The sequence below is a fragment of the Pseudomonas sp. 10S4 genome, from assembly GCF_034344865.1.
Classification (GTDB): domain Bacteria; phylum Pseudomonadota; class Gammaproteobacteria; order Pseudomonadales; family Pseudomonadaceae; genus Aquipseudomonas.
This window is the reverse complement of the sequence record NZ_CP133774.1, coordinates 3,850,213-3,869,744: the sequence shown is the minus strand read 5'-3', so window position 1 is coordinate 3,869,744 and position 19,532 is coordinate 3,850,213. Positions and strand designations below refer to the sequence as shown.

Below are 19,532 nucleotides of genomic sequence, written 5' to 3'. Positions count from 1 at the left end.
CTGAAACAACTCAGTCATCTTTGGGGCCCTGAAGCTGAAGTTGCTCCGGGGTATCGGGCAGTCGCTCGACCGACGCCAGCTTCTCCGGCAGCTGACGATCGCGCCAGGCACGGAAGGCATTGAGTTCGTCGTCGAGGGTTTTCATGACCCAGGCGAGCACTGCGATGTCGTCGAGCATGCCGAAAACCGGGATGAAATCCGGAATGGCGTCCAAAGGGCTGAGGAAGTACATCAGGCCAGCCACCACGATCAGCATCGATTTGCGGCTGATGGCCCGGTACTCGCCGCGCCAGTAGGCCAGGCACAGGGCCTGCAACAGGCGCAGGTCATCCTTGAGCTTACCCAGGCGACCGCCCTGGCTGGCACTTTTGCTGGCCACGGCAAACAGCAGGGTCGGCAATCGACCTCTGGCCAACAAGCGACCGGCCAGTGGCAGGAATCGAGCGAAATTCCAGGGTGCTTTCATCTTTTCCTCCCGCTGAAATGTTATCCACACAAATTGTGGATAACCTTGTGAACAGAGCTGCATTTCACGGCTGGAAGCCCCGTTTTATAAGGGCTGAACTCAGATCGGGCGTTTTTTACTCACATAAAAAAACCCAAGATTTCATTGACTTGGCTGTGCAGTACGTCTAGCACAGGCGTCTTCACTGGCTATGACTCCACCCTACAGCATCCGTTCGCTTTGTTTGTACTTTGCCAAACGCCAGATACAACAACGCCCCACATAATGCGGGGCGTTGTTTTTGCATCAGACGACGATTACTTCGCGGCGTCTTGTTTCGCTGGATCTTTGATCGCCAACAGCTCCAGATCGAACACCAGCACCGAGTTGGCTGGAATTGCCGGGCTTGGGCTTTGCGCGCCGTAAGCCAGGTCGCTAGGGATGTACAGTTTGTACTTCTCGCCAACGTGCATCAGTTGCAGGCCTTCGACCCAACCAGGGATCACACCGCTGACTGGCAGATCGATCGGGCTACCGCGATCAACCGAGCTGTCAAAGGTAGTGCCGTTGGTCAGCTTGCCGGTGTAGTGAACAGTCACCACATCGGTCGGCTTAGGCTGAGGACCATCAGCTTTCTTCACGACTTCATACTGCAGACCGGAAGCAGTGGTCACCACACCGGCTTTCTTGGCGTTTTCTTCGAGGAATTTTTTGCCGGCGGCTGCCGACTCTTCGCTCATCTTCGCCATGCGCTCTTCAGCACGTTTCTGCAGTGCTGCAAAGGCTTCGACCAGTTCGTCGTCCTTCAGCTTCTGTTCTTTCTTGCCGACGGCATCTTCGATGCCTTGGGCTACGGCCTTGGAATCGAGATCATCCATGCCTTCCTGAGCCAGGCTCTTGCCCATGTTCAGGCCAATCCCGTAGGAAGCTTTTTGCGCCGGGGTTTTCAGCTCTACGCTGGTCTGCGAGTCACAACCCGCAAGTACCAGGCTTACCAGGGCCACCGCCGCCGCCAACCGATGCTGTTTCATGCTATTTCCTTGTTCATGCGCCTAAAGGGCAATCGAATAAAGCCGCGAGCTTATCAGGCGGCCACGACCAATGGCTACCGGCATGAGAGCAGGAAACTTCTGATAAGTTCAGGTCTTTTAAAGCATTTCGGGAATGGGCTGGATGAAGTTTCTGTCATCTTGCTCTCACAGACGCCGATGCCGGATCCTACAACACTTGGCGTAATGGCCACTTGCCGCCACCTAAGGAGCTGAGGCATAAGAGAGCCATAAATTGACAAGGACGTTTATCTTGCGCCTCTTACTCCGCCTGCTGGGTCTGATCGCCGTACTGCTGGGGCTGGGCCTGGCCGTGGCTCTGTACTACATCGCCAACCCTAAACTGCCCGTCTATACCCCTGCGCAACAGGTGCATTACCTGGAGCAGTGGAGCGCGGCCGACCGTCAGACTTACTACTTCACCCCTCAAGGCACCCAGGTCAAAGGCTTGCGCTATGACTGGTTCTCGGCACTGGAATTGCCCTTTTCACAAGAGCGCTTCGCCGCCCCCGAATACATGGCGCGCTTTGGTTTTCTGATCGATCCCGCTCAGAAAGCCACACCGAATAACCCCGGTAACTTGCCCGTAGGTTTCGCCCGGCACCAAAACCCCGACAGCAAGGACCAATTCCTCGATATCACTTGCGCCGCCTGCCACACCGGCGAACTGCGTTTTAACGGCCAGGCCGTGCGTATCGATGGTGGCTCGGCGCAGCATGTTCTGCCGGCCAGCGTGCCGACCCTGCGCGGAGGCAGTTTTGGCCAGGCACTTGTGGCCAGTCTTGCCTCAACTTATTACAACCCTTGGAAATTCGAACGTTTCGCACGCAACGTATTGGGTTCGGACTACGACGCCCAGCATCAAGTCCTACGCGAGGACTTCAAAAGCTCGCTCGATACCTTCCTGAAAGTCGCCTGGAATGACACCCATCGCGGGCTCTATCCGACCGAAGAAGGCCCCGGCCGCACCGACGCGTTCGGCCGCATCGCCAATGCCAGTTTCGGCGATGCGATTTCGCCGGATAACTACCGCGTGGCCAACGCCCCGGTGGACTATCCACAACTGTGGGACATGTGGACCTTCGACTGGGTGCAGTGGACCGGTTCGGCACAGCAACCGATGGCGCGCAATATCGGCGAGGCGCTGGGTGTTGGCGCCACGCTGAATTTCTTCGACGCCGACGGGCAGCCGCTCAAAGGTGATGCACGCTACCCCTCCAGTGTCCGTGTGCGCGACTTGCAACTGATCGAACAAACCCTGCAACGGCTCAAGCCGCCGGCGTGGCCGGAAGACCTGCTCGGCAGCGTCGACAAACCCTTGGCCGCCAAAGGTCGTGCGCTGTTTGCCGAGAACTGCGCCAGTTGCCATGTGCCGCGTGTTAAGCAGGTCGATGGACGTGCGGTACAACAACTCAAACTGCTGCCGGTCGCGGCGATAGGTACCGACCCCACCGCCGCCAATAACATTGCCGATCATCGTTTCGATCTGACGGCCCTGCAATGGGACCCGGCGGAGTTGGCGACACTCGACGTTCAGTTACATCCCAAACCCACCGAGCCGCTGGACCTGAGCAAGCTCTCGGTGGCCAAGGGACTCGCGTATGTCACGGCGTTCGTTGAGAACCATGCTTACCGCGAGGCCAACGTCACGCCGGCCGAGCGACCGGACATCGATGGCTTCGGTCTGCCGATCGGTGTCCAGGAATTGCGCGTCTACAAGGCCAGGCCGCTGACCGGCGTGTGGGCCACGGCGCCCTTCCTGCACAACGGTTCGGTGCCGAGTATTTATCAACTGCTCTCGCCCCAGGACGAACGTGCGACCACGTTCTACAAAGGCACCTTCGAGTACGACCCCAAGCACCTGGGCTATCGCACCGAAGCCTTTACTAACGGCTTTGTGTTCGACACCCGCATCACCGGCAATCACAACAGCGGACATGAATTTCGCGCCGGCGAGCGCGGTAATGGCGTCATCGGGCGCCTGCTGCAACCGGAGGAACGCTGGGCGCTGCTCGAATACCTGAAAGTGCTGGGCGGCCCACTGGAGGCGCAATTGCCATGACCGCCCCCTCAGTCAAAAGGACTTACCCATGCTGATCACCCTGTGGCTGCGCCTCGGCGCGTTTCTAGCCAAGACCCTGCTCTGGTTGCTCGGCCTGGGGTTGCTGGGCTGGGCGCTGGCCACCGCATGGTTTGCCTGGCAGCACAGCGGCCCGGTCTCCGCGCAGGAAATGATCCCGGACGGTGAATCAGCGATGACCCAGGACATCATTCAAACCGCTGTGCGCATCGTCGACCAGCACCGGGAAAGCACTCGCTACCTGCGCGACGCCCACGCCAAGGCCCATGGCTGTGTGAAGGCCGAGGTTCAGGTATTGCCGGATCTGGCAGCAGAACTGCGTCAAGGTGTGTTCAGCGAACCCGGCAAAATCTGGCAAGCAAACATTCGACTGTCCAATGGCAACGCCTACCCGCAATTCGACAGCATTCGCGATGCCCGTGGTATGGCCATCAAATTGCTCAATGTGCCCGGCAAACAATTGCTGGCCGACCAACCGGCGCGCAACGAGCAGGACTTCGTGATGTTCAGCCATCCGAATTTCTTCGTCAGCGATGTCGCCGAGTATCGTCAGAATGTGGCGGCCCAGGCTGACGGCAAAAAGGTCATGGCGTTCTTCCCGAGCTGGGACCCGCGCAGTTGGCAGGCTCGTCACCTGCTTATCGCGCTGGCGACACTCTCCCCCGCCCCCGAAAGCCCGACCCGGACTACCTACTTTTCGGTTTCGCCCTACAAATTCGGCGATGCCAATGCCAAGTTCCGCGTCATGCCGGACCCCGAGAGCTGCCCGACCTACGCGTTGCCCAAGCAAAATCTGGCTCTGCCGAACTTCCTGCGTAATGCGCTGAACCAGCAGCTGTCGACGGACCGGGTACCGGCGTGTTTCGTCTTGCAGATCCAGCGCCAGGATGCCAACAAATACATGCCAATCGAAGACACCAGCGTTGAATGGCGCGAAAGCGATGCACCCTTTGAAACCGTGGCGCGGATCAATGTCCCCGCCCAGGACTTCGACACTCCTGCGCTGAATCTGCAATGCGACAATCAGTCGTTCAACCCGTGGTTCGGCCTCGAGGCGCATCGCCCGATTGGCGGGATCAATCGCTTGCGCAAAGCGGTGTACGAAGCGGTCAGCGACTATCGGCACAGCCGCAACGCCGAACAATAAATCGTTAGTCTGGAAGAACCCGCCCGGCAACTGGCCAGCCCGCGCTGGGGAGTTCAACCCTCAACTCCCCCGCTGCCGCCACCAGATCGATGAACGCTCCCGGCACCATCCGGCCCTCGGCAATCGCCTGCTCGATTTCGCTTTGGCCCTGTGTTGGCGAGGTCAGCTGGGCAATCAGTTTTCGTAACTGCTCAGTCTGTTTGCTGCAAAAACTCAGTACTGCACCGCCCCGGGTCGACAGGTACAAACAATAGTCTGGAGCGACAAGCAATCGATCCAGCCCCACCCGCATGTCTTGCGGCGAGAAAAAGTGCTCATATTCTATGCCGTGGCCAGAATCTATCGATTACTCAAATCCCGGACAGCAAAAAGCCCGCATTAAGCGGGCTTTCTGTGTGGTGACCTGGCGTTCAGCGTTCCAGATTACCGAATATGGCGCAGCGGACGGGACTCGAACCCGCGACCCCCGGCGTGACAGGCCGGTATTCTAACCGACTGAACTACCGCTGCGCGTAGCATTGAAAGTAATGGTGGGTGATGACGGGATCGAACCGCCGACATTCTGCTTGTAAGGCAGACGCTCTCCCAGCTGAGCTAATCACCCAGTACCTTCGTTACGGGGCGCATTATGCCACAAGTTTTCGTAACGTGTTGATTTAATTGAATATTTTTTCAAATAAATCCGAAAACCGGTGAAATGACACATCCCGCAGGAACAACAGACAGAAAAAAACCCGCGTTAGCGGGCTTTTCCGTGGTGACCTGGCGTTCAGCATTCCAGGTTACCGAATATGGCGCAGCGGACGGGACTCGAACCCGCGACCCCCGGCGTGACAGGCCGGTATTCTAACCGACTGAACTACCGCTGCGCGTAACACTAAAAACGAATGGTGGGTGATGACGGGATCGAACCGCCGACATTCTGCTTGTAAGGCAGACGCTCTCCCAGCTGAGCTAATCACCCTTCGCTTCGGTGTGGCGCGCATTCTACGGAGCGACCCAACCTCTGGCAAGCACTTTTTTAAATAATTTTCTCAGGCCTTCCAAAGGCTTAGAGAAGGGTTGGCCTATGGCGCCGCGAAGAGAATAATGCCCCCTTTGTATAAAGGAGAGACTCGCCTCATGTGGTTCAAAAACCTGCTTATCTATCGCCTGACCCAAGATCTGCCTTTTGATGCCGAGGCGTTGGAAACTGCACTGGCGACCAAACTGGCGCGTCCATGTGCAAGCCAGGAGTTGACCACCTACGGTTTCGTCGCGCCGTTCGGCAAGGGCGAAGATGCTCCGCTGGCGCACGTCAGCGGCGACTTCCTGCTGATCGCTGCCCGTAAAGAAGAACGCATTCTGCCGGGCAGCGTCGTGCGTGACGCGGTGAAGGAAAAGGTCGAAGAGATCGAAGCCACGCAAATGCGCAAGGTCTATAAGAAGGAACGCGATCAGATCAAGGATGAAATCATCCTGGCGTTCCTGCCTCGTGCCTTTATACGTCGTTCGTCGACCTTCGCCGCCATCGCGCCGAAACAAGGCCTGATCCTGGTGAACTCGGCCAGCCCGAAACGCGCCGAAGACCTGCTGTCGACCCTGCGTGAAGTGATCGGCTCGCTGCCAGTGCGTCCGCTGACCGTGAAAATGGCCCCGACCGCCACCATGACTGACTGGGTCAAAACCCAGAAAGCTGCGGACGACTTCTTTGTACTGGACGAGTGCGAACTGCGCGACACCCACGAAGACGGCGGCATCGTGCGTTGCAAGCGTCAGGACCTGACCAGCGACGAAATCCAGCTGCACCTGAGCACCGGCAAAGTCGTCACTCAGCTGTCGTTGGCCTGGCAGGACAAGTTGTCGTTCATGCTCGACGACAAGATGACCGTCAAGCGCCTGAAGTTCGAAGACTTGCTGCAGGATCAGGCGGAACAGGACGGCGGCGAAGAGGCCCTGGGCCAACTGGACGCCAGCTTCACCCTGATGATGCTGACCTTCGGCGACTTCCTGCCGGCACTGGTTGAAGCGTTGGGTGGTGAAGAGACTCCGCAAGGGATCTAACAACCGGTTCCCGCTGAGGAAACCGGATCAACTGTGGGAGCGGGCTTGCTCGCGAAAGCGTCATAACATTCAACATCAATGTTGACTGTCAGTCCGTCTTCGCGAGCAAGCCCGCTCCCACAGTTGGTTTTGTGGTGCTAATTACATAATAAGGATCAGGCCATGCGCGCCCTCGCCGCTTTAAGCCGCTTTGTCGGCAACACCTTCGCTTACTGGGTGTTGATTTTCGCTGTTTTGGCGTTCCTGGAACCTACGTGGTTCATTGGCCTGAAAGGTGCCATCGTCCCACTGCTGGGGCTGGTGATGTTCGGCATGGGCCTGACCCTCAAACTCGAAGACTTCGCCGAAGTCGCTCGCCATCCGTGGCGCGTGGCGTTGGGCGTGGTTGCGCATTTCGTGATCATGCCCGGTATGGCGTGGTTGCTCTGCCAGGCGTTTCACCTGCCGCCGGAAATCGCCGTCGGCGTGATCCTGGTTGGCTGTTGCCCGAGCGGCACTTCGTCCAACGTGATGACCTGGCTGGCTCGCGGCGACCTGGCGCTGTCAGTGGCCATCGCCGCCGTTACCACCCTCCTCGCCCCGCTGCTGACCCCGGCGCTGATCTGGCTGCTGGCTTCTGCATGGTTGCCGGTGTCATTCATGGAGTTGTTCTGGTCGATCCTGCAAGTGGTGCTGCTGCCTATCGTGCTCGGTGTGGTTGCGCAACGGCTGCTCGGCAACAAGGTTCGCCACGCGGTGGAAGTGTTGCCGCTGGTGTCGGTGGTGAGCATCGTGATCATCGTCGCCGCGGTGGTCGCGGCCAGTCAGGCGAAGATTGCCGAATCCGGCTTGCTGATCATGGCGGTGGTGATGCTGCACAACAGCTTCGGCTACTTGCTGGGTTATTTCACCGGACGCCTGTTTAAGCTGCCGCTGCCCCAGCGCAAATCCCTGGCACTGGAAGTCGGCATGCAGAACTCGGGCTTGGGTGCCGCGCTGGCCAGTGCGCACTTCTCGCCACTGGCCGCGGTGCCAAGCGCGTTGTTCAGTGTGTGGCACAATATTTCCGGGGCGCTGCTCTCGACCTATTTCCGCAGGATGAGCGAGAAAGAAGACCGGGAAGCGGCTGCTCGGCAAGCGACTGAGTAAGCGTAAAACTTGATCCCCGGGTTAATGCTGGGCACTCTATTGCGCAACGCGGGGACGACCTCGCGGCTCGATCGAGTCATTAATCTGGGGACGACCCCGTCAATCGATGGAGGTCTCTCATGTCCTGGATCATTCTGTTTTTCGCCGGCCTGTTCGAAGTCGGCTGGGCCGTCGGCCTGAAATACACTGACGGCTTTAGCCGCCCGCTCCCCACTGCATTAACCGTCGCCGCCATGGCTATCAGCCTTGGTTTACTGGGCCTTGCCATGAAGGAATTGCCGCTGGGCACGGCCTACGCAATCTGGACCGGCGTGGGGGCCGTGGGTACGGTGATCGCCGGGATTATTCTGTTTGGGGAATCCATGGCGTTGTTCAGGCTGGCCAGTGTGGCGTTGATTATTGCCGGGTTGGTTGGACTCAAGATCAGCGCCTGATCTTTCGACCGCTATCGCGAGCAAGCTCGCTCCCACAGTGGATGGATGGTGTGCCTACTATTTGTGACACAACACATTTCCCTGTGGGAGCGAGCTTGCTCGCGATGAGGCCCGCCCAGTCACTAACTACCTGACAGTCCCGCGCAACTCCCCAACCAACGCCTGCAATGCGGCCGGTTCCGCCACTTCAACGGCCACCGCCGGCCCCGCCACCAACGTCACCCGCGACCACAACCGGTGAAACAAGCCTTTGCCCGGATCGCGGCTGAAGAAACTCCCCCACAACCCTTGCAACGCCAGCGGAATCACCGGCACCGGTGTCTCTTCGAGAATCCGCGTCAGCCCGCCCTTGAACTCGTTTATCTCACCGTCAGCGGTCAGTTTTCCTTCAGGGAAGATGCATACCAACTCACCGTCCTTCAGATACTGGGCAATCCGCTTGAAGGCTTTTTCGTAAATCTGAATGTCTTCCTGCCGTCCGGCGATAGGAATAGTCCCAGCGGTGCGGAAGATAAAGTTCAGCACCGGCAGGTTGTAGATTTTGTAATACATCACAAAGCGAATCGGCCGACGCACAGCACCGCCAATCAGCAAGGCATCGACGAAGGACACATGGTTGCACACCAGCAGCGCCGCGCCTTCATCGGGAATCAGGTCCAGGTTGCGGTGCTCCACGCGGTACATGGAATGGCTGAGCAGCCAGATCATGAAACGCATGCTGAACTCGGGAACGATGCTGAAGATGTAGGCGTTGACGCCGATGTTCAGCACTGACACCACCAGGAACAGCTCCGGGATCGACAACTTGACCACGCTCAGCAGCACGATCGAGACAATCGCCGAGACCACCATAAACAGTGCGTTGAGAATGTTGTTGGCGGCAATCACCCGTGCCCGCTCGTTCTCAGCGGTGCGCGACTGAATCAGCGCGTACAGCGGCACGATGTAGAAACCACCGAAAACCCCGAGCCCGAGGATGTCGATCAACACCAGCCAGGTGTGGCCAAAACCAAGCACTTCGATCCAGCCATGGCCAGTCACGCTGTCCGGAATTCCGCCGGAATGCCACCACAGCAGCAAGCCAAACACCGTCAGACCAAACGAGCCGAACGGCACCAGACCAATCTCGACTTTGCGCCCGGAGAGTTTCTCGCAAAGCATCGAACCGAGGGCGATACCGACCGAGAACACGGTCAGGATCAGCGTCACCACGGTCTCGTCGCCGTGCATCCATTCCTTGGCGTAGGCCGGGATTTGCGTCAGGTAAATCGCCCCGACAAACCAGAACCACGAGTTGCCGACAATCGAGCGCGACACCGCCGGGGTTTGCCCCAGGCCCAGTTTCAAGGTGGCCCAGGACTGAGTGAAAATGTTCCAGTTCAGGCGCATCTCCGGCGACGCGGCCGCCGCGCGAGGAATGCTGCGGCTGGCCAGGTAACCGAGCACCGCGACACCGATGATGGCGACCGTGGAGACGAGGGGCGCGTAGTGACCGGAGGACATCATGATCCCGGCACCGATGGTCCCGGCGAGGATCGCCAAAAAGGTGCCCATTTCCACCAGGCCGTTGCCACCGACCAACTCATCTTCACGCAAGGCTTGGGGCAGGATCGAATACTTAACCGGCCCGAACAGCGCCGAGTGCGTGCCCATGGCGAACAACGCCACCAGCATCAGCGACAGGTGATCGAACAGGAAACCCACCGCGCCCACCGACATGATGGCGATTTCGCCAAGCTTGATCAGACGAATCAGCGCGTCCTTGGCGAATTTTTCCCCGAACTGCCCGGCCAGCGCCGAGAACAGGAAAAACGGCAGGATGAACAACAGCGCGCACAAGTTGACCCAGATCGAACGATCACCGTCGATGGTCAATTTGTACAGAATGGCGAGGATCAGCGACTGTTTGAAGATGTTGTCGTTGAAGGCCCCAAGGGACTGTGTCACGAAAAACGGCAGAAAACGCCGGGTGCGAAGCAAGGTGAACTGTGAGGGGTGACTCATCTTCCGTGTGTCCCTGATTGGCGTTGAGAGTGGCTTGGATACTGTTATTGGAATGTCGAACGTGGATCCAGGCCACACATTACCTAATCTTTGCAGGTTATTTCTTTAATCCTGCAATACAAGGCGAGACAAACAGCTCTCCGCGCCATGCGCCCTGCACTGTCCGCTTGCCGACGATCAGCCACATCACGGTCAACAACGCCACCAATACGCCGCCAAACACACTGAAAAACATCAGGTTCAAAGTGCTGGCCAGCTTCAGCGTGGCCAGGGAATAAACACCCAACGGGAAGGTAAAACCCCACCAGCCAAGGTTGAACGGGATGCCGGCGCGCAGGTAACGCACGGTGATCAGCACCGCGATCAGCATCCACCAGAGCCCGAAGCCCCACAGCGTGATCCCGGCCACTAGGCCTAGCCCCGCGGCGATTTCACCAATACCTGGCAAACCGTTGGCGGCAAAGATCGCTGGCGCATCGGCGCCCAGCAGCAACATGCCAAGCGCCCCGGTACCAATCGGCCCAAGCGCCAACCAGCTCGATGCGGCCATGTTCTCGTGAGGCAATTTATGCAGCGCCATGCGCAGCAACAGGATGGTCAAAATGCTGAACGCCACCGGCAGGGAAAATGCCCACAGCACGTAGCTGGTAACCAGCACCACCAGTTGTGAATGGGCTCCGACCAAGTGCGGCGCCAACAGACCACCGCTGGCGGCCGCCACTTCTGCGGCCACTACCGGCAACAGCCAGACAGCGGTCATCTGGTCGATGCTGTGTTCCTGGCGGGTAAACATCATGTACGGGATCAGCACGCCGCAGGCCAGAGACATCGCCACATCCAGCCACCACAGCACTTCGGCGATCTGAATCACCCCATCGCCCCAACGCGGCAAACCGAACAGCAGAAAACCATTGATGATGGTCGCCAGGCCCATGGGAATGGTGCCGAAAAACATCGAAACCGTGGAGTGCCCGAAAATCCGCCGCGCTTCATCGAAGAACAACACCCAGCGAGCGGCATACAACCCAGTGAACAATACAAACAGAAGGATGTTGAACAGCCACAGGGCTTCGGCAACCGCGTGCACACCGGGAATCGCGACCGGCAATTGCGCCAGCGCCAGAGCGAGCACGCCGGTACCCATGGTGGCGGCGAACCAGTTCGGGGTGAACTGGCGAATCGCTTCCAGCGGGCGTGGTAGATGACTGAAAGGTTTGAAACCGGGTTTGGCAGTGTTGGGGCATGTCATGGCGAACTCCTGTCCTCTGGTGAGGTGGAACCCATGGTAGAACTGAATCGAATATCTATATAACGGGTAATATCTCTAACTGTTATCTGTTTTGCAGATATAGGCCTATACGCTGCCTTCAGACTCGATCACCAGAATCCGCGCCGCACCCAGCGGATGCGCCACATGCTCGGTGCCTACCGACGCATAAAAAATATCGCCGACGTCGAGCAATGCCTGCTGCTCGATGCCCTCTTCACGATAGTGCATCTGCACTTGGCCATCGAGCACGACGAACACTTCCTGACCATCGTTGACGTGCCACTTGTACGGTTGGTCGGTCCAGTGCAAACGGGTGGTGATGCCGTTCATGTTGGCGATGTCCAGTGCGCCCCAGGCACGCTCGGCGGTGAAGGATTTGCTGCGAATGATCTTCATCGTACGGTCCGTCGAAATGAATAGTGAATGGCGGTGCCAAGGCTATCGGTCAGCGAACATCGGCGCCACAGACTTTCACAGACCGCTGGCGCACCAAGCCCAGCAATGCCCCCACCGCCAGGACGATCAGCACTGCGCCATAACCATCGGTGGTCGCGATCAGCCCAAAGCTGCGGGTCAAAGTCCCGGCCAGCAACGACGGCAAGCAAAAAGCCAGGTAACTCAGCGCATAAAACGCCGACATCAACCCGGCCCGCTCATGGGGCAAGGCCAACGGCACCAGGGTGCGCACCGCGCCGAGGAAACCGGCACCGAAACCGCAGCCGGCGATGAGGGTGCCGATGAAAAACAGCGGCAGACTGGCGATGTGAACAGCGACCAGAATCAGCGCGACACCTGCCGGCAACAAACTGGCGCCCAGGCGCAACACCTTGTCCGCCGGCCGATTACGTGAGGTGTAGATCATCAGCGCACCGGTGAGCGTCAATGCTGCGACCGTCGCGCCGCCAATCAGGTTTGAAGTCGAGCCGGTGGCTGTCCGCACCAATGACGGCGCCAATGAAGCGAAGAAACCGCCTAGCGCCCACACCGCGGTGTTGATTGGCAGCACCGACCACAAGGCCCGCCGCGCCTGGACTGGCACATGCAAGGTCGGGCGCAGCGAAGCCCAGGCACCCGGCTGCCGACTGACACTTTCCGGCAGGCGCCAGACGTACAGTGCTTGCAGCACAAACAGCCCGAACAATACCCAAAAAGTCAGTTGCAACGGCAGCGGCGCAAATTCGGCCAACAAACCGCAGCCCATCGCCCCCGCCGCCATGCCCAGCAACGGAGCAACACTGTTGACCAATGGACCTTGCTGGCGGTCGGTATCCAGCAGCGCGGCACTCAAAACCGCCGTGGCCATCCCGGTCGCAAAGCCCTGAAGCACCCGGGCACTGATCAGCCAGGCGACGCTGTCGGCATTGATAAACAGCAACATCGCGAGCATGTTCAGCAATAGCGCGGTGAAAATCACCGGTTTACGCCCGAGGAAATCCGAGAGTGAGCCGACGGTCAACAGCGCCGCCAGCAAGCTGAGAGCGTACACGCCGAAAATCAGGGTCAGGGTCGCTGCCGAGAAATGAAGGTGTTCCTGATACAGGTGATACAACGGCGTCGGCGCAGTGGAGGCGGCGAGAAAACTGAGTAAAGTGATCGCCAGAAACCACAGGCTCGATCGGTTTGAGGTTGGATGAGGCATGGGCACACTCCACAAAAGCTAAGTTTTTGCTTTTGCGGAGTGTGCTACTCGCTAGCGCTTAAAGCAAATTCTTTGTGTTAAGGTCCGCCGCATGGCTATTAGGGACCTGTCATCACTTATTTCCTGCGTCGCGTTGCCACCTGAAAGCTGGCCAGGCAAGGCGCAGTCCGTAGGTAATGTCGTTTCCTTGCCAAGGACTGCAACGCAGCATGGCCAGCTTTCAGGTGGCAACCTGAAGGGCCGGGCCTGCTGTTGCGCAGGCCTGCGTTGCTCGTCGTTCATTTGGAAAAACCAAACCACACTCCTCGCGCCTTGGCCTGCGCAACAGCAGACCCGGCGCGACGCAGGAAATAAGTGATGACAGGTCCTAGTTTACGCCCAGGTGGCCGCAGTGCCAGGGTGCAAGAGTCGATTCATTCGGCGGTCCGCGCGCTCCTCGAAGAGCAGGACCGCGCGAGCGTGACCGTGCCGCAAATCGCCGCGCGCGCGGGGTTACGCCGTCGACAATCTATCGGCGCTGGGGCGATCTGTCGGTGTTGCTGGCGGATGTCGCCCTCGCCCGCCTGCGCCCCGACAGCGAGCCGGCCAACACCGGCAGCCTGCTGCGGTGATGTGCGGGCCTGGGCCGAGCAGTATCTGGACGAAATGAGCTCCGAGCCTGGCCGCAACATTTTGCGCGATGTGCAATGCAGCGCAACGCCGGGCTATTGCGTGACCATCATTGGCGCGCAGTTGCAGACGATTCTGGATCGTTACCCGGATCAGCCCAAGCCGAGCGTTGATCGGCTGATCAACATGGTGGTGGCGCCGACGGTGTTTCGCATCCTGTTCTCGGCGGCGGCGCTGGAGGTTGAGGAGTTGCATCGGTTGATCGAGATTGCGTTGAGTCAGTGATACCGCCATTCGCGAGCAAGCCCGCTCCCACATTGGCTCTTGGGTGTTCACAATTTATGTGTTCACAGAAGATCCAATGTGGGAGCGGGCTTGCTCGCGAAGGGGCCAGTGAATACAGCCCACCTGCAACTGACACAAAGCCTGCGACACCCCGCCACGCCACGACCTTGGTCGACACTGACGAACCCCGGCCATCGTGCGAGACTGTCTGACCGGGCAGGAGTCCCGGATGTCTTTTGTCTGGAGTTTCCATGTCGCTGTCCAGCGGGCTGATCGCCGCCGTTGCCCTGGCCTATATGGCCATCATGTTCGCCATCGCCTTCTACGGCGACCGTCGCAGCGCGCCGTTGCCGCCGCGTGTGCGTGCCTGGGTCTACAGCCTGTCGCTGGCCGTGTATTGCACCAGTTGGACGTTCTTTGGTGCCGTGGGCCAGGCCGCCGAACAGCTTTGGTCATTCCTGCCGATCTACCTCGGGCCAATCCTGCTGCTGGTGTGCGCGCCGTGGGTCCTGCAAAAAATGGTGATTATCAGCAAGCAGGAGAACATCACCTCCATCGCCGACTTTATCGCCGCGCGCTATGGCAAGTCGCAGTCGCTGGCGGTGGTGGTGGCGCTGATTTGCCTGGTCGGCGTGTTGCCCTACATCGCCTTGCAGCTCAAGGGCATCGTGCTCGGGGTGAACCTGCTGATCGGTGCTGGCGCTGATGCCATGGGCACCCGCGCCCAGGACACGGCGCTGATCGTCTCGCTGGTGTTGGCGCTGTTCACCATCGTATTTGGTACGCGCAACCTCGACGCCACCGAACACCACCGCGGCATGGTGCTGGCGATTGCTTTTGAATCACTGGTCAAGCTGTTCGCTTTTCTGGCGGTCGGCGCGTTCGTGACCTACGGCTTATACGACGGTTTCGACGACCTGTTCGACCAGGCCATGCTCGCCCCGCGCCTGGAAGAGTATTGGAAGGAAACCATCAACTGGCCTTCGATGGTGGTGCAAACCGGCGTCGCAATGATGGCGATCATCTGCCTGCCAAGACAGTTCCACGTCACGGTAGTGGAGAACATCGAACCTCAGGATTTGCGCCTGGCCAAGTGGGTATTCCCGGCTTATCTGGCATTGGCGGCGCTGTTTGTAGTCCCTATCGCGCTGGCCGGTCAGATGTTGCTGCCGAGCTCGGTGCTACCGGACTCTTTCGTCATCAGCCTGCCCCTCGCCCAGGCCCACCCGGCACTGGCGTTGCTGGCGTTTATCGGCGGTGCTTCGGCGGCCACCGGCATGGTGATCGTGGCCAGCGTGGCGCTGTCGACCATGGTCTCCAACGACATGTTGTTGCCGTGGCTGCTGCGCCGCAACAACGCCGAGCGACCTTTCGAAGTGTTCCGCCAGTGGATGCTCTCGGTGCGCCGGGTGAGCATCGTGGTGATTTTGCTGCTCGCCTACGTCAGCTATCGCCTGCTCGGCTCTACCGCCAGCCTGGCGACCATCGGCCAGATCGCCTTCGCCGCCGTGACCCAATTAGCCCCAGCCATGCTCGGTGCGCTGTACTGGAAACAGGCCAACCGTCGCGGCGTATTTGCCGGGCTCGCCACCGGGACGTTCCTCTGGTTCTACACGTTGATTTTGCCAATTACCGCCCTCAGCCTGGGTTGGTCGCTAAGTAGTTTTCCCGGACTGGCCTGGCTGCACAGCAACCCACTGCACTTGCCCATCACCCCACTGACCCAAGGCGTGGTGCTGTCGCTGGCGGGCAACTTCACTCTGTTCGCCTGGGTCTCGGTGCTGTCACGCACACGAGTGTCAGAGCACTGGCAGGCTGGCCGGTTCATTGGTCAGGAAATCAGCGCCCGGCCCAGCGCTCGCTCGATGCTTTCGGTGCAAATCGACGATCTGCTGCAACTGGCCGCACGTTTTGTCGGTGAAGAACGCGCCCGCCAAAGCTTTATCCGCTTCGCCTACCGCCAGGGCAAAGGCTTCAATCCGAACCAGAACGCCGACGGTGAATGGATCGCCCATACCGAACGCTTGCTGGCCGGTGTCCTCGGCGCATCTTCGACGCGTGCTGTAGTAAAAGCCGCCATCGAAGGTCGGGAAATGCAGCTTGAGGACGTCGTCCGTATCGCCGACGAAGCGTCGGAAGTTTTGCAGTTCAACCGCGCCTTGCTGCAAGGGGCGATCGAGAACATCACCCAGGGCATCAGCGTGGTCGACCAGTCGCTGAAACTGGTGGCCTGGAACCGGCGTTACCTGGAGTTGTTCAACTACCCGGACGGCTTGATCAGCGTCGGTCGGCCGATTGCCGACATCATTCGCTACAACGCCGACGCGCGGACTGTGCGGTCCCGGCGAAGCGGAAGTCCACGTCGCCCGCCGCCTGCACTGGATGCGTCAGGGTCGTGCCCACACCTCTGAACGACTTTTCCCCAATGGTCGTGTGATTGAGCTGATCGGCAACCCGATGCCCGGCGGCGGTTTCGTCATGAGTTTCACCGACATCACCGCGTTCCGCGAGGCCGAGCAGGCGTTGACCGAGGCCAACGAAGGCCTGGAGCAACGGGTGACCGCACGTACCCACGAACTCTCGCAACTCAACGTCGCCCTGACCGAAGCCAAAGGCACCGCCGAGTCGGCCAACCAGTCTAAAACCCGCTTTCTGGCGGCAGTCAGCCATGACTTGATGCAACCGCTGAACGCCGCGCGATTGTTCTCTGCGGCCCTGACTCATCAGGATGATGGCTTGTCCAGCGAAGCACAGAAGCTGATCCAGCACCTGGACACTTCACTGCGTTCCGCCGAGGACTTGATCAGCGACTTGCTGGACATTTCCCGCCTGGAAAACGGCAAGATCAACCCGGACCCCAAGCCGTTCGTGCTTAATGAACTGTTCGACATCCTCGGCGCCGAGTTCAAGGCACTGGCGCAGGAACAAGGGCTGAAATTCCGTCTGCGCGGCAGCACGTTGCGGGTCGACAGCGACATCAAGCTGTTGCGCCGGATCCTGCAGAACTTCCTGACCAACGCGCTCCGTTATGCCAAAGGCCCGGTGCTGCTGGGAGTTCGGCGGCGAAACGGCGAACTGTGCCTGGAAGTCTGGGACCGTGGCCCAGGGATACCGGAAGATAAACAGAAAGTGATTTTCGAAGAGTTCAAACGCCTCGACAGCCACCAGACCCGCGCCGAGAAAGGCCTGGGTCTGGGCTTGGCGATTGCCGATGGGTTGTGTCGGGTGCTGGGCCATACCTTGCGCGTGCGCTCCTGGCCGGGGCATGGCAGCGTGTTCAGCGTCAGCGTGCCGCTGGCTAGGGCGCAGACTGTAGCGGCGCCGCATAACGTCACCGAACTGAACGGTAAATTGCCGACGGGCGCGCAGGTGCTGTGCATCGATAACGAGGACAGCATCCTGATCGGCATGAACAGCCTGCTGACGCGCTGGGGTTGCCAGGTCTGGACTGCGCGCAACCGTGAAGAGTGTGCCGCATTGCTCGGCGATGGTGTACGGCCGCAGTTGGCACTGGTGGATTACCACCTGGACGACGGTGAAACCGGAACCGAGTTGATGGCCTGGCTGCGTACCCGTTTGGGTGAACCGGTTCCGGGCGTGGTGATCAGTGCGGATGGGCGGCCGGAGACGGTGGCGCAGGTGCATGCGGCGGGGTTGGATTATCTGGCGAAACCGGTGAAGCCGGCGGCGTTGCGGGCGTTGTTGAGTCGGCATTTGCCGTTATAAATGAGGCCTACGGGCTAACCCAAAACCTGTGGCGAGGGAGCTTGCTCCCGTTGGGCTGAGAAGCAGCCCCCAAATGCTGCCACTTTGGCTGTCAGGCATACCGCGCTGCCTGCTTTGCGGCTGCTGCGCAGCCGAGCGGGAGCAAGCTCCCTCGCCACAAAAGCAGTTACTCCGGCAACTCGGCCAAGCCATCCACATCGGTCATTGCCCGCTCCAGTAAATCCGCCGGCAAGCTCTTGCTCGCCCGCGCCCCGAGCAGCTTCAGTTGCTCGCTGCGACTGACCAGATTACCGCGCCCTTCTGTCAGCTTATTGCGCGCCGAGCTGTAGGCTTTATCCAGCTGCTGCAAGCGATTGCCCACCTCGTCCAGATCCTGGATGAACAGCACAAACTTGTCGTACAGCCATCCGGCTCGCTCGGCGATTTCCCGGGCGTTCTGAGTCTGACGCTCTTGCTTCCACAGGCTGTCTATGACCCGCAACGTGGCGAGCAACGTGGTCGGGCTGACGATCACGATGTTGCGGTCAAAGGCCTCCTGAAACAGCGTCGGCTCGGCTTGCAATGCCGCTGAAAACGCGGCTTCGATAGGCACGAAAAGCAGAACGAAATCCAGGCTATGCAAGCCATCCAGTCGCTTGTAATCCTTGCCGGACAGCCCTTTGACGTGATTACGCAGCGACAGCACGTGCTGCTTGATGGCGACCTGGCCGATGGCATCGTCTTCGGCCGCCACGTATTGCTGATAAGCCGTGAGACTGACCTTGGAGTCGACCACCACCTGCTTGTCGCCGGGCAAATAAATGATGACGTCCGGCTGGAAACGCTCGCCGTCCGGGCCTTTGAGGGTGACCTGAGTCTGGTACTCACGGCCCTTCTCCAGGCCCGCGTGTTCAAGCACCCGCTCAAGAATCAGCTCACCCCAGTTGCCTTGGGTTTTCTGGCCTTTCAAGGCCCGGGTCAGGTTGGTGGCTTCGTCACTCAGGCGCAGGTTCAACTGCTGCAGGCGCTCCAGTTCCTTGGCCAGGGAAAAGCGTTCTCGCGCCTCGGCCTGGTAACTTTCTTCGACGCGTTTTTCGAAGGACTGGATGCGTTCCTTCAACGGATCGAGCAACTGCCCCAGGCGCTGCTGACTGGTCTCGGCGAAACGCTGCTCGCGCTCGTCGAAGATTTTCCCCGCCAGCTCGGCGAACTGCGCCCGCAGCTCGTCGCGCGAGCCCTGGAGGTCGTTGAGGCGCTGCTGATGGCTTTCCTGTTGCTCACGCAGCTCGGCGTTGAGGGATGCAGCCTGCGCGTCGAGGCGACGCAACTCAGCCTCTTTGCCGGCGCGCTCGATATTCCAGGCGTGGGACGCGTCGCGGGCATCGTCGCGCTCGATTTGCAGCAACTCGACTTCACGGCGTACAGCGGCCAGGTCGGCCTGCTTGGCGGAATTGGCCTGGCTCAGGTCGCCGATTTCGTCGCGGCACGCATCGAGCTGGGCGTTCAAACCGTCCTGAGCCAATTGGGCCGTGGCCAACCGCTCTTCCAGCAACGCCACGTCGGCCTGCCCGGCGCTCGCCCGGCGCTGGATTTGCCAGGCCAGTGCCAACAATGGCAATGCAGCGCCCGCCAGACCGAGCAATATGCTGGTCAAGTCCATAGCCATAGCCACTCCTGCCGATGAGATAAAGCTT

The 19,532-nt window shown here is 59.6% G+C and carries 13 protein-coding genes, 4 tRNA genes and 2 pseudogenes; 7 read left to right on the top strand and 12 right to left on the bottom strand.

The window, feature by feature from the left end:
• Positions 1-10: 10 nt before the first annotated feature.
• Entirely contained in the window at positions 11-466 is a 456-nt protein-coding gene (locus RHM58_RS18080) for a YkvA family protein (RefSeq protein WP_201201937.1), read from the bottom strand.
• A gap of 296 nt (positions 467-762) precedes the next feature.
• Positions 763-1,476 carry an FKBP-type peptidyl-prolyl cis-trans isomerase gene (locus tag RHM58_RS18075; RefSeq protein WP_201194840.1) on the bottom strand — a complete coding sequence of 238 codons (714 nt, stop codon included), beginning with the start codon at positions 1,474-1,476 and terminating at the stop codon, positions 763-765.
• Between the two features lie 271 nt (positions 1,477-1,747).
• Here RHM58_RS18075 and RHM58_RS18070 point away from each other — a divergent pair, with 271 nt between their 5' ends.
• Positions 1,748-3,556 (top strand): di-heme-cytochrome C peroxidase, encoded by a 1,809-nt coding sequence (locus RHM58_RS18070; RefSeq protein WP_322267822.1) that lies wholly within the window; start codon positions 1,748-1,750, stop codon positions 3,554-3,556.
• A gap of 28 nt (positions 3,557-3,584) precedes the next feature.
• A complete protein-coding gene (locus RHM58_RS18065; RefSeq protein ID WP_322267821.1) occupies positions 3,585-4,721 on the top strand; it encodes a catalase family protein in 1,137 nt (378 codons plus the stop codon).
• Positions 4,722-4,725: 4 nt separating this feature from the next.
• Here the strand turns inward: RHM58_RS18065 and RHM58_RS18060 are convergent, their stop codons facing one another.
• From RHM58_RS18060 to RHM58_RS18040, 5 genes are all read right to left on the bottom strand, one after another.
• A complete protein-coding gene (locus tag RHM58_RS18060; protein WP_322267820.1) occupies positions 4,726-4,968 on the bottom strand; it encodes a hypothetical protein in 243 nt (80 codons plus the stop codon).
• Positions 4,969-5,154: 186 nt separating this feature from the next.
• Positions 5,155-5,231, bottom strand: a tRNA-Asp gene (locus RHM58_RS18055).
• Between the two features lie 18 nt (positions 5,232-5,249).
• Positions 5,250-5,325: transfer RNA gene (locus RHM58_RS18050), tRNA-Val, on the bottom strand.
• A 188-nt stretch (positions 5,326-5,513) separates the two neighbouring features.
• Positions 5,514-5,590: transfer RNA gene (locus tag RHM58_RS18045), tRNA-Asp, on the bottom strand.
• A gap of 19 nt (positions 5,591-5,609) precedes the next feature.
• Positions 5,610-5,685: transfer RNA gene (locus RHM58_RS18040), tRNA-Val, on the bottom strand.
• Positions 5,686-5,843: 158 nt separating this feature from the next.
• On the opposite strand from RHM58_RS18040, the gene rdgC reads away from it, so the two are divergent.
• The 3 genes from rdgC to sugE all read left to right on the top strand — a co-directional run bounded on the left by rdgC (position 5,844) and on the right by sugE (position 8,326).
• Positions 5,844-6,764 carry a recombination-associated protein RdgC gene (gene rdgC, locus RHM58_RS18035; RefSeq protein ID WP_201201932.1) on the top strand — a complete coding sequence of 307 codons (921 nt, stop codon included), beginning with the start codon at positions 5,844-5,846 and terminating at the stop codon, positions 6,762-6,764.
• Positions 6,765-6,926: 162 nt separating this feature from the next.
• On the top strand, positions 6,927-7,892 hold the full coding sequence (locus tag RHM58_RS18030; protein WP_322267819.1) for a bile acid:sodium symporter family protein: 966 nt from the start codon (positions 6,927-6,929) through the stop codon (positions 7,890-7,892).
• Positions 7,893-8,011: 119 nt separating this feature from the next.
• Positions 8,012-8,326, top strand: coding sequence for a quaternary ammonium compound efflux SMR transporter SugE (gene sugE / locus RHM58_RS18025; protein WP_123599434.1), 315 nt, complete (start codon positions 8,012-8,014; stop codon positions 8,324-8,326).
• A 126-nt stretch (positions 8,327-8,452) separates the two neighbouring features.
• On the opposite strand, the gene RHM58_RS18020 is transcribed toward sugE, so the two are convergent.
• The 4 genes from RHM58_RS18020 to RHM58_RS18005 form a co-directional block, all read right to left on the bottom strand.
• Positions 8,453-10,330, bottom strand: coding sequence for an MFS transporter (locus tag RHM58_RS18020; protein ID WP_322267818.1), 1,878 nt, complete (start codon positions 10,328-10,330; stop codon positions 8,453-8,455).
• Between the two features lie 97 nt (positions 10,331-10,427).
• On the bottom strand, positions 10,428-11,579 hold the full coding sequence (locus tag RHM58_RS18015; protein WP_322267817.1) for a TDT family transporter: 1,152 nt from the start codon (positions 11,577-11,579) through the stop codon (positions 10,428-10,430).
• Between the two features lie 105 nt (positions 11,580-11,684).
• On the bottom strand, positions 11,685-11,996 hold the full coding sequence (locus RHM58_RS18010; RefSeq protein ID WP_201201928.1) for a cupin: 312 nt from the start codon (positions 11,994-11,996) through the stop codon (positions 11,685-11,687).
• A gap of 49 nt (positions 11,997-12,045) precedes the next feature.
• A complete protein-coding gene (locus RHM58_RS18005) occupies positions 12,046-13,239 on the bottom strand; it encodes an MFS transporter (RefSeq protein WP_322267816.1) in 1,194 nt (397 codons plus the stop codon).
• Positions 13,240-13,596: 357 nt separating this feature from the next.
• On the opposite strand from RHM58_RS18005, the pseudogene RHM58_RS18000 reads away from it, so the two are divergent.
• A pseudogene (locus RHM58_RS18000) lies at positions 13,597-14,133 on the top strand (TetR/AcrR family transcriptional regulator).
• 251 nt (positions 14,134-14,384) lie between these two features.
• Positions 14,385-17,859 (top strand): annotated as a pseudogene (locus tag RHM58_RS17995) (NahK/ErcS family hybrid sensor histidine kinase/response regulator).
• 166 nt (positions 17,860-18,025) lie between these two features.
• Here RHM58_RS17995 and rmuC read toward each other — a convergent pair.
• Positions 18,026-19,390 (bottom strand): DNA recombination protein RmuC, encoded by a 1,365-nt coding sequence (rmuC, locus tag RHM58_RS17990; protein ID WP_201255961.1) that lies wholly within the window; start codon positions 19,388-19,390, stop codon positions 18,026-18,028.
• Positions 19,391-19,532: the final 142 nt, after the last annotated feature.

Bases quoted from the DNA above. Each gene is read 5' to 3' on its own strand.
- RHM58_RS18080 (WP_201201937.1), bottom strand. From the start codon at position 466: ATGAAAGCACCCTGGAATTTCGCTCGATTCCTGCCACTGGCCGGTCGC.
- rdgC (WP_201201932.1), top strand. From the start codon at position 5,844: ATGTGGTTCAAAAACCTGCTTATCTATCGCCTGACCCAAGATCTGCCT.
- RHM58_RS18005 (WP_322267816.1), bottom strand. From the start codon at position 13,239: ATGCCTCATCCAACCTCAAACCGATCGAGCCTGTGGTTTCTGGCGATC.
- RHM58_RS18020 (WP_322267818.1), bottom strand. From the start codon at position 10,330: ATGAGTCACCCCTCACAGTTCACCTTGCTTCGCACCCGGCGTTTTCTG.
- sugE (WP_123599434.1), top strand. From the start codon at position 8,012: ATGTCCTGGATCATTCTGTTTTTCGCCGGCCTGTTCGAAGTCGGCTGG.
- RHM58_RS18030 (WP_322267819.1), top strand. From the start codon at position 6,927: ATGCGCGCCCTCGCCGCTTTAAGCCGCTTTGTCGGCAACACCTTCGCT.
- RHM58_RS18065 (WP_322267821.1), top strand. From the start codon at position 3,585: ATGCTGATCACCCTGTGGCTGCGCCTCGGCGCGTTTCTAGCCAAGACC.
- RHM58_RS18010 (WP_201201928.1), bottom strand. From the start codon at position 11,996: ATGAAGATCATTCGCAGCAAATCCTTCACCGCCGAGCGTGCCTGGGGC.
- RHM58_RS18075 (WP_201194840.1), bottom strand. From the start codon at position 1,476: ATGAAACAGCATCGGTTGGCGGCGGCGGTGGCCCTGGTAAGCCTGGTA.
- RHM58_RS18015 (WP_322267817.1), bottom strand. From the start codon at position 11,579: ATGACATGCCCCAACACTGCCAAACCCGGTTTCAAACCTTTCAGTCAT.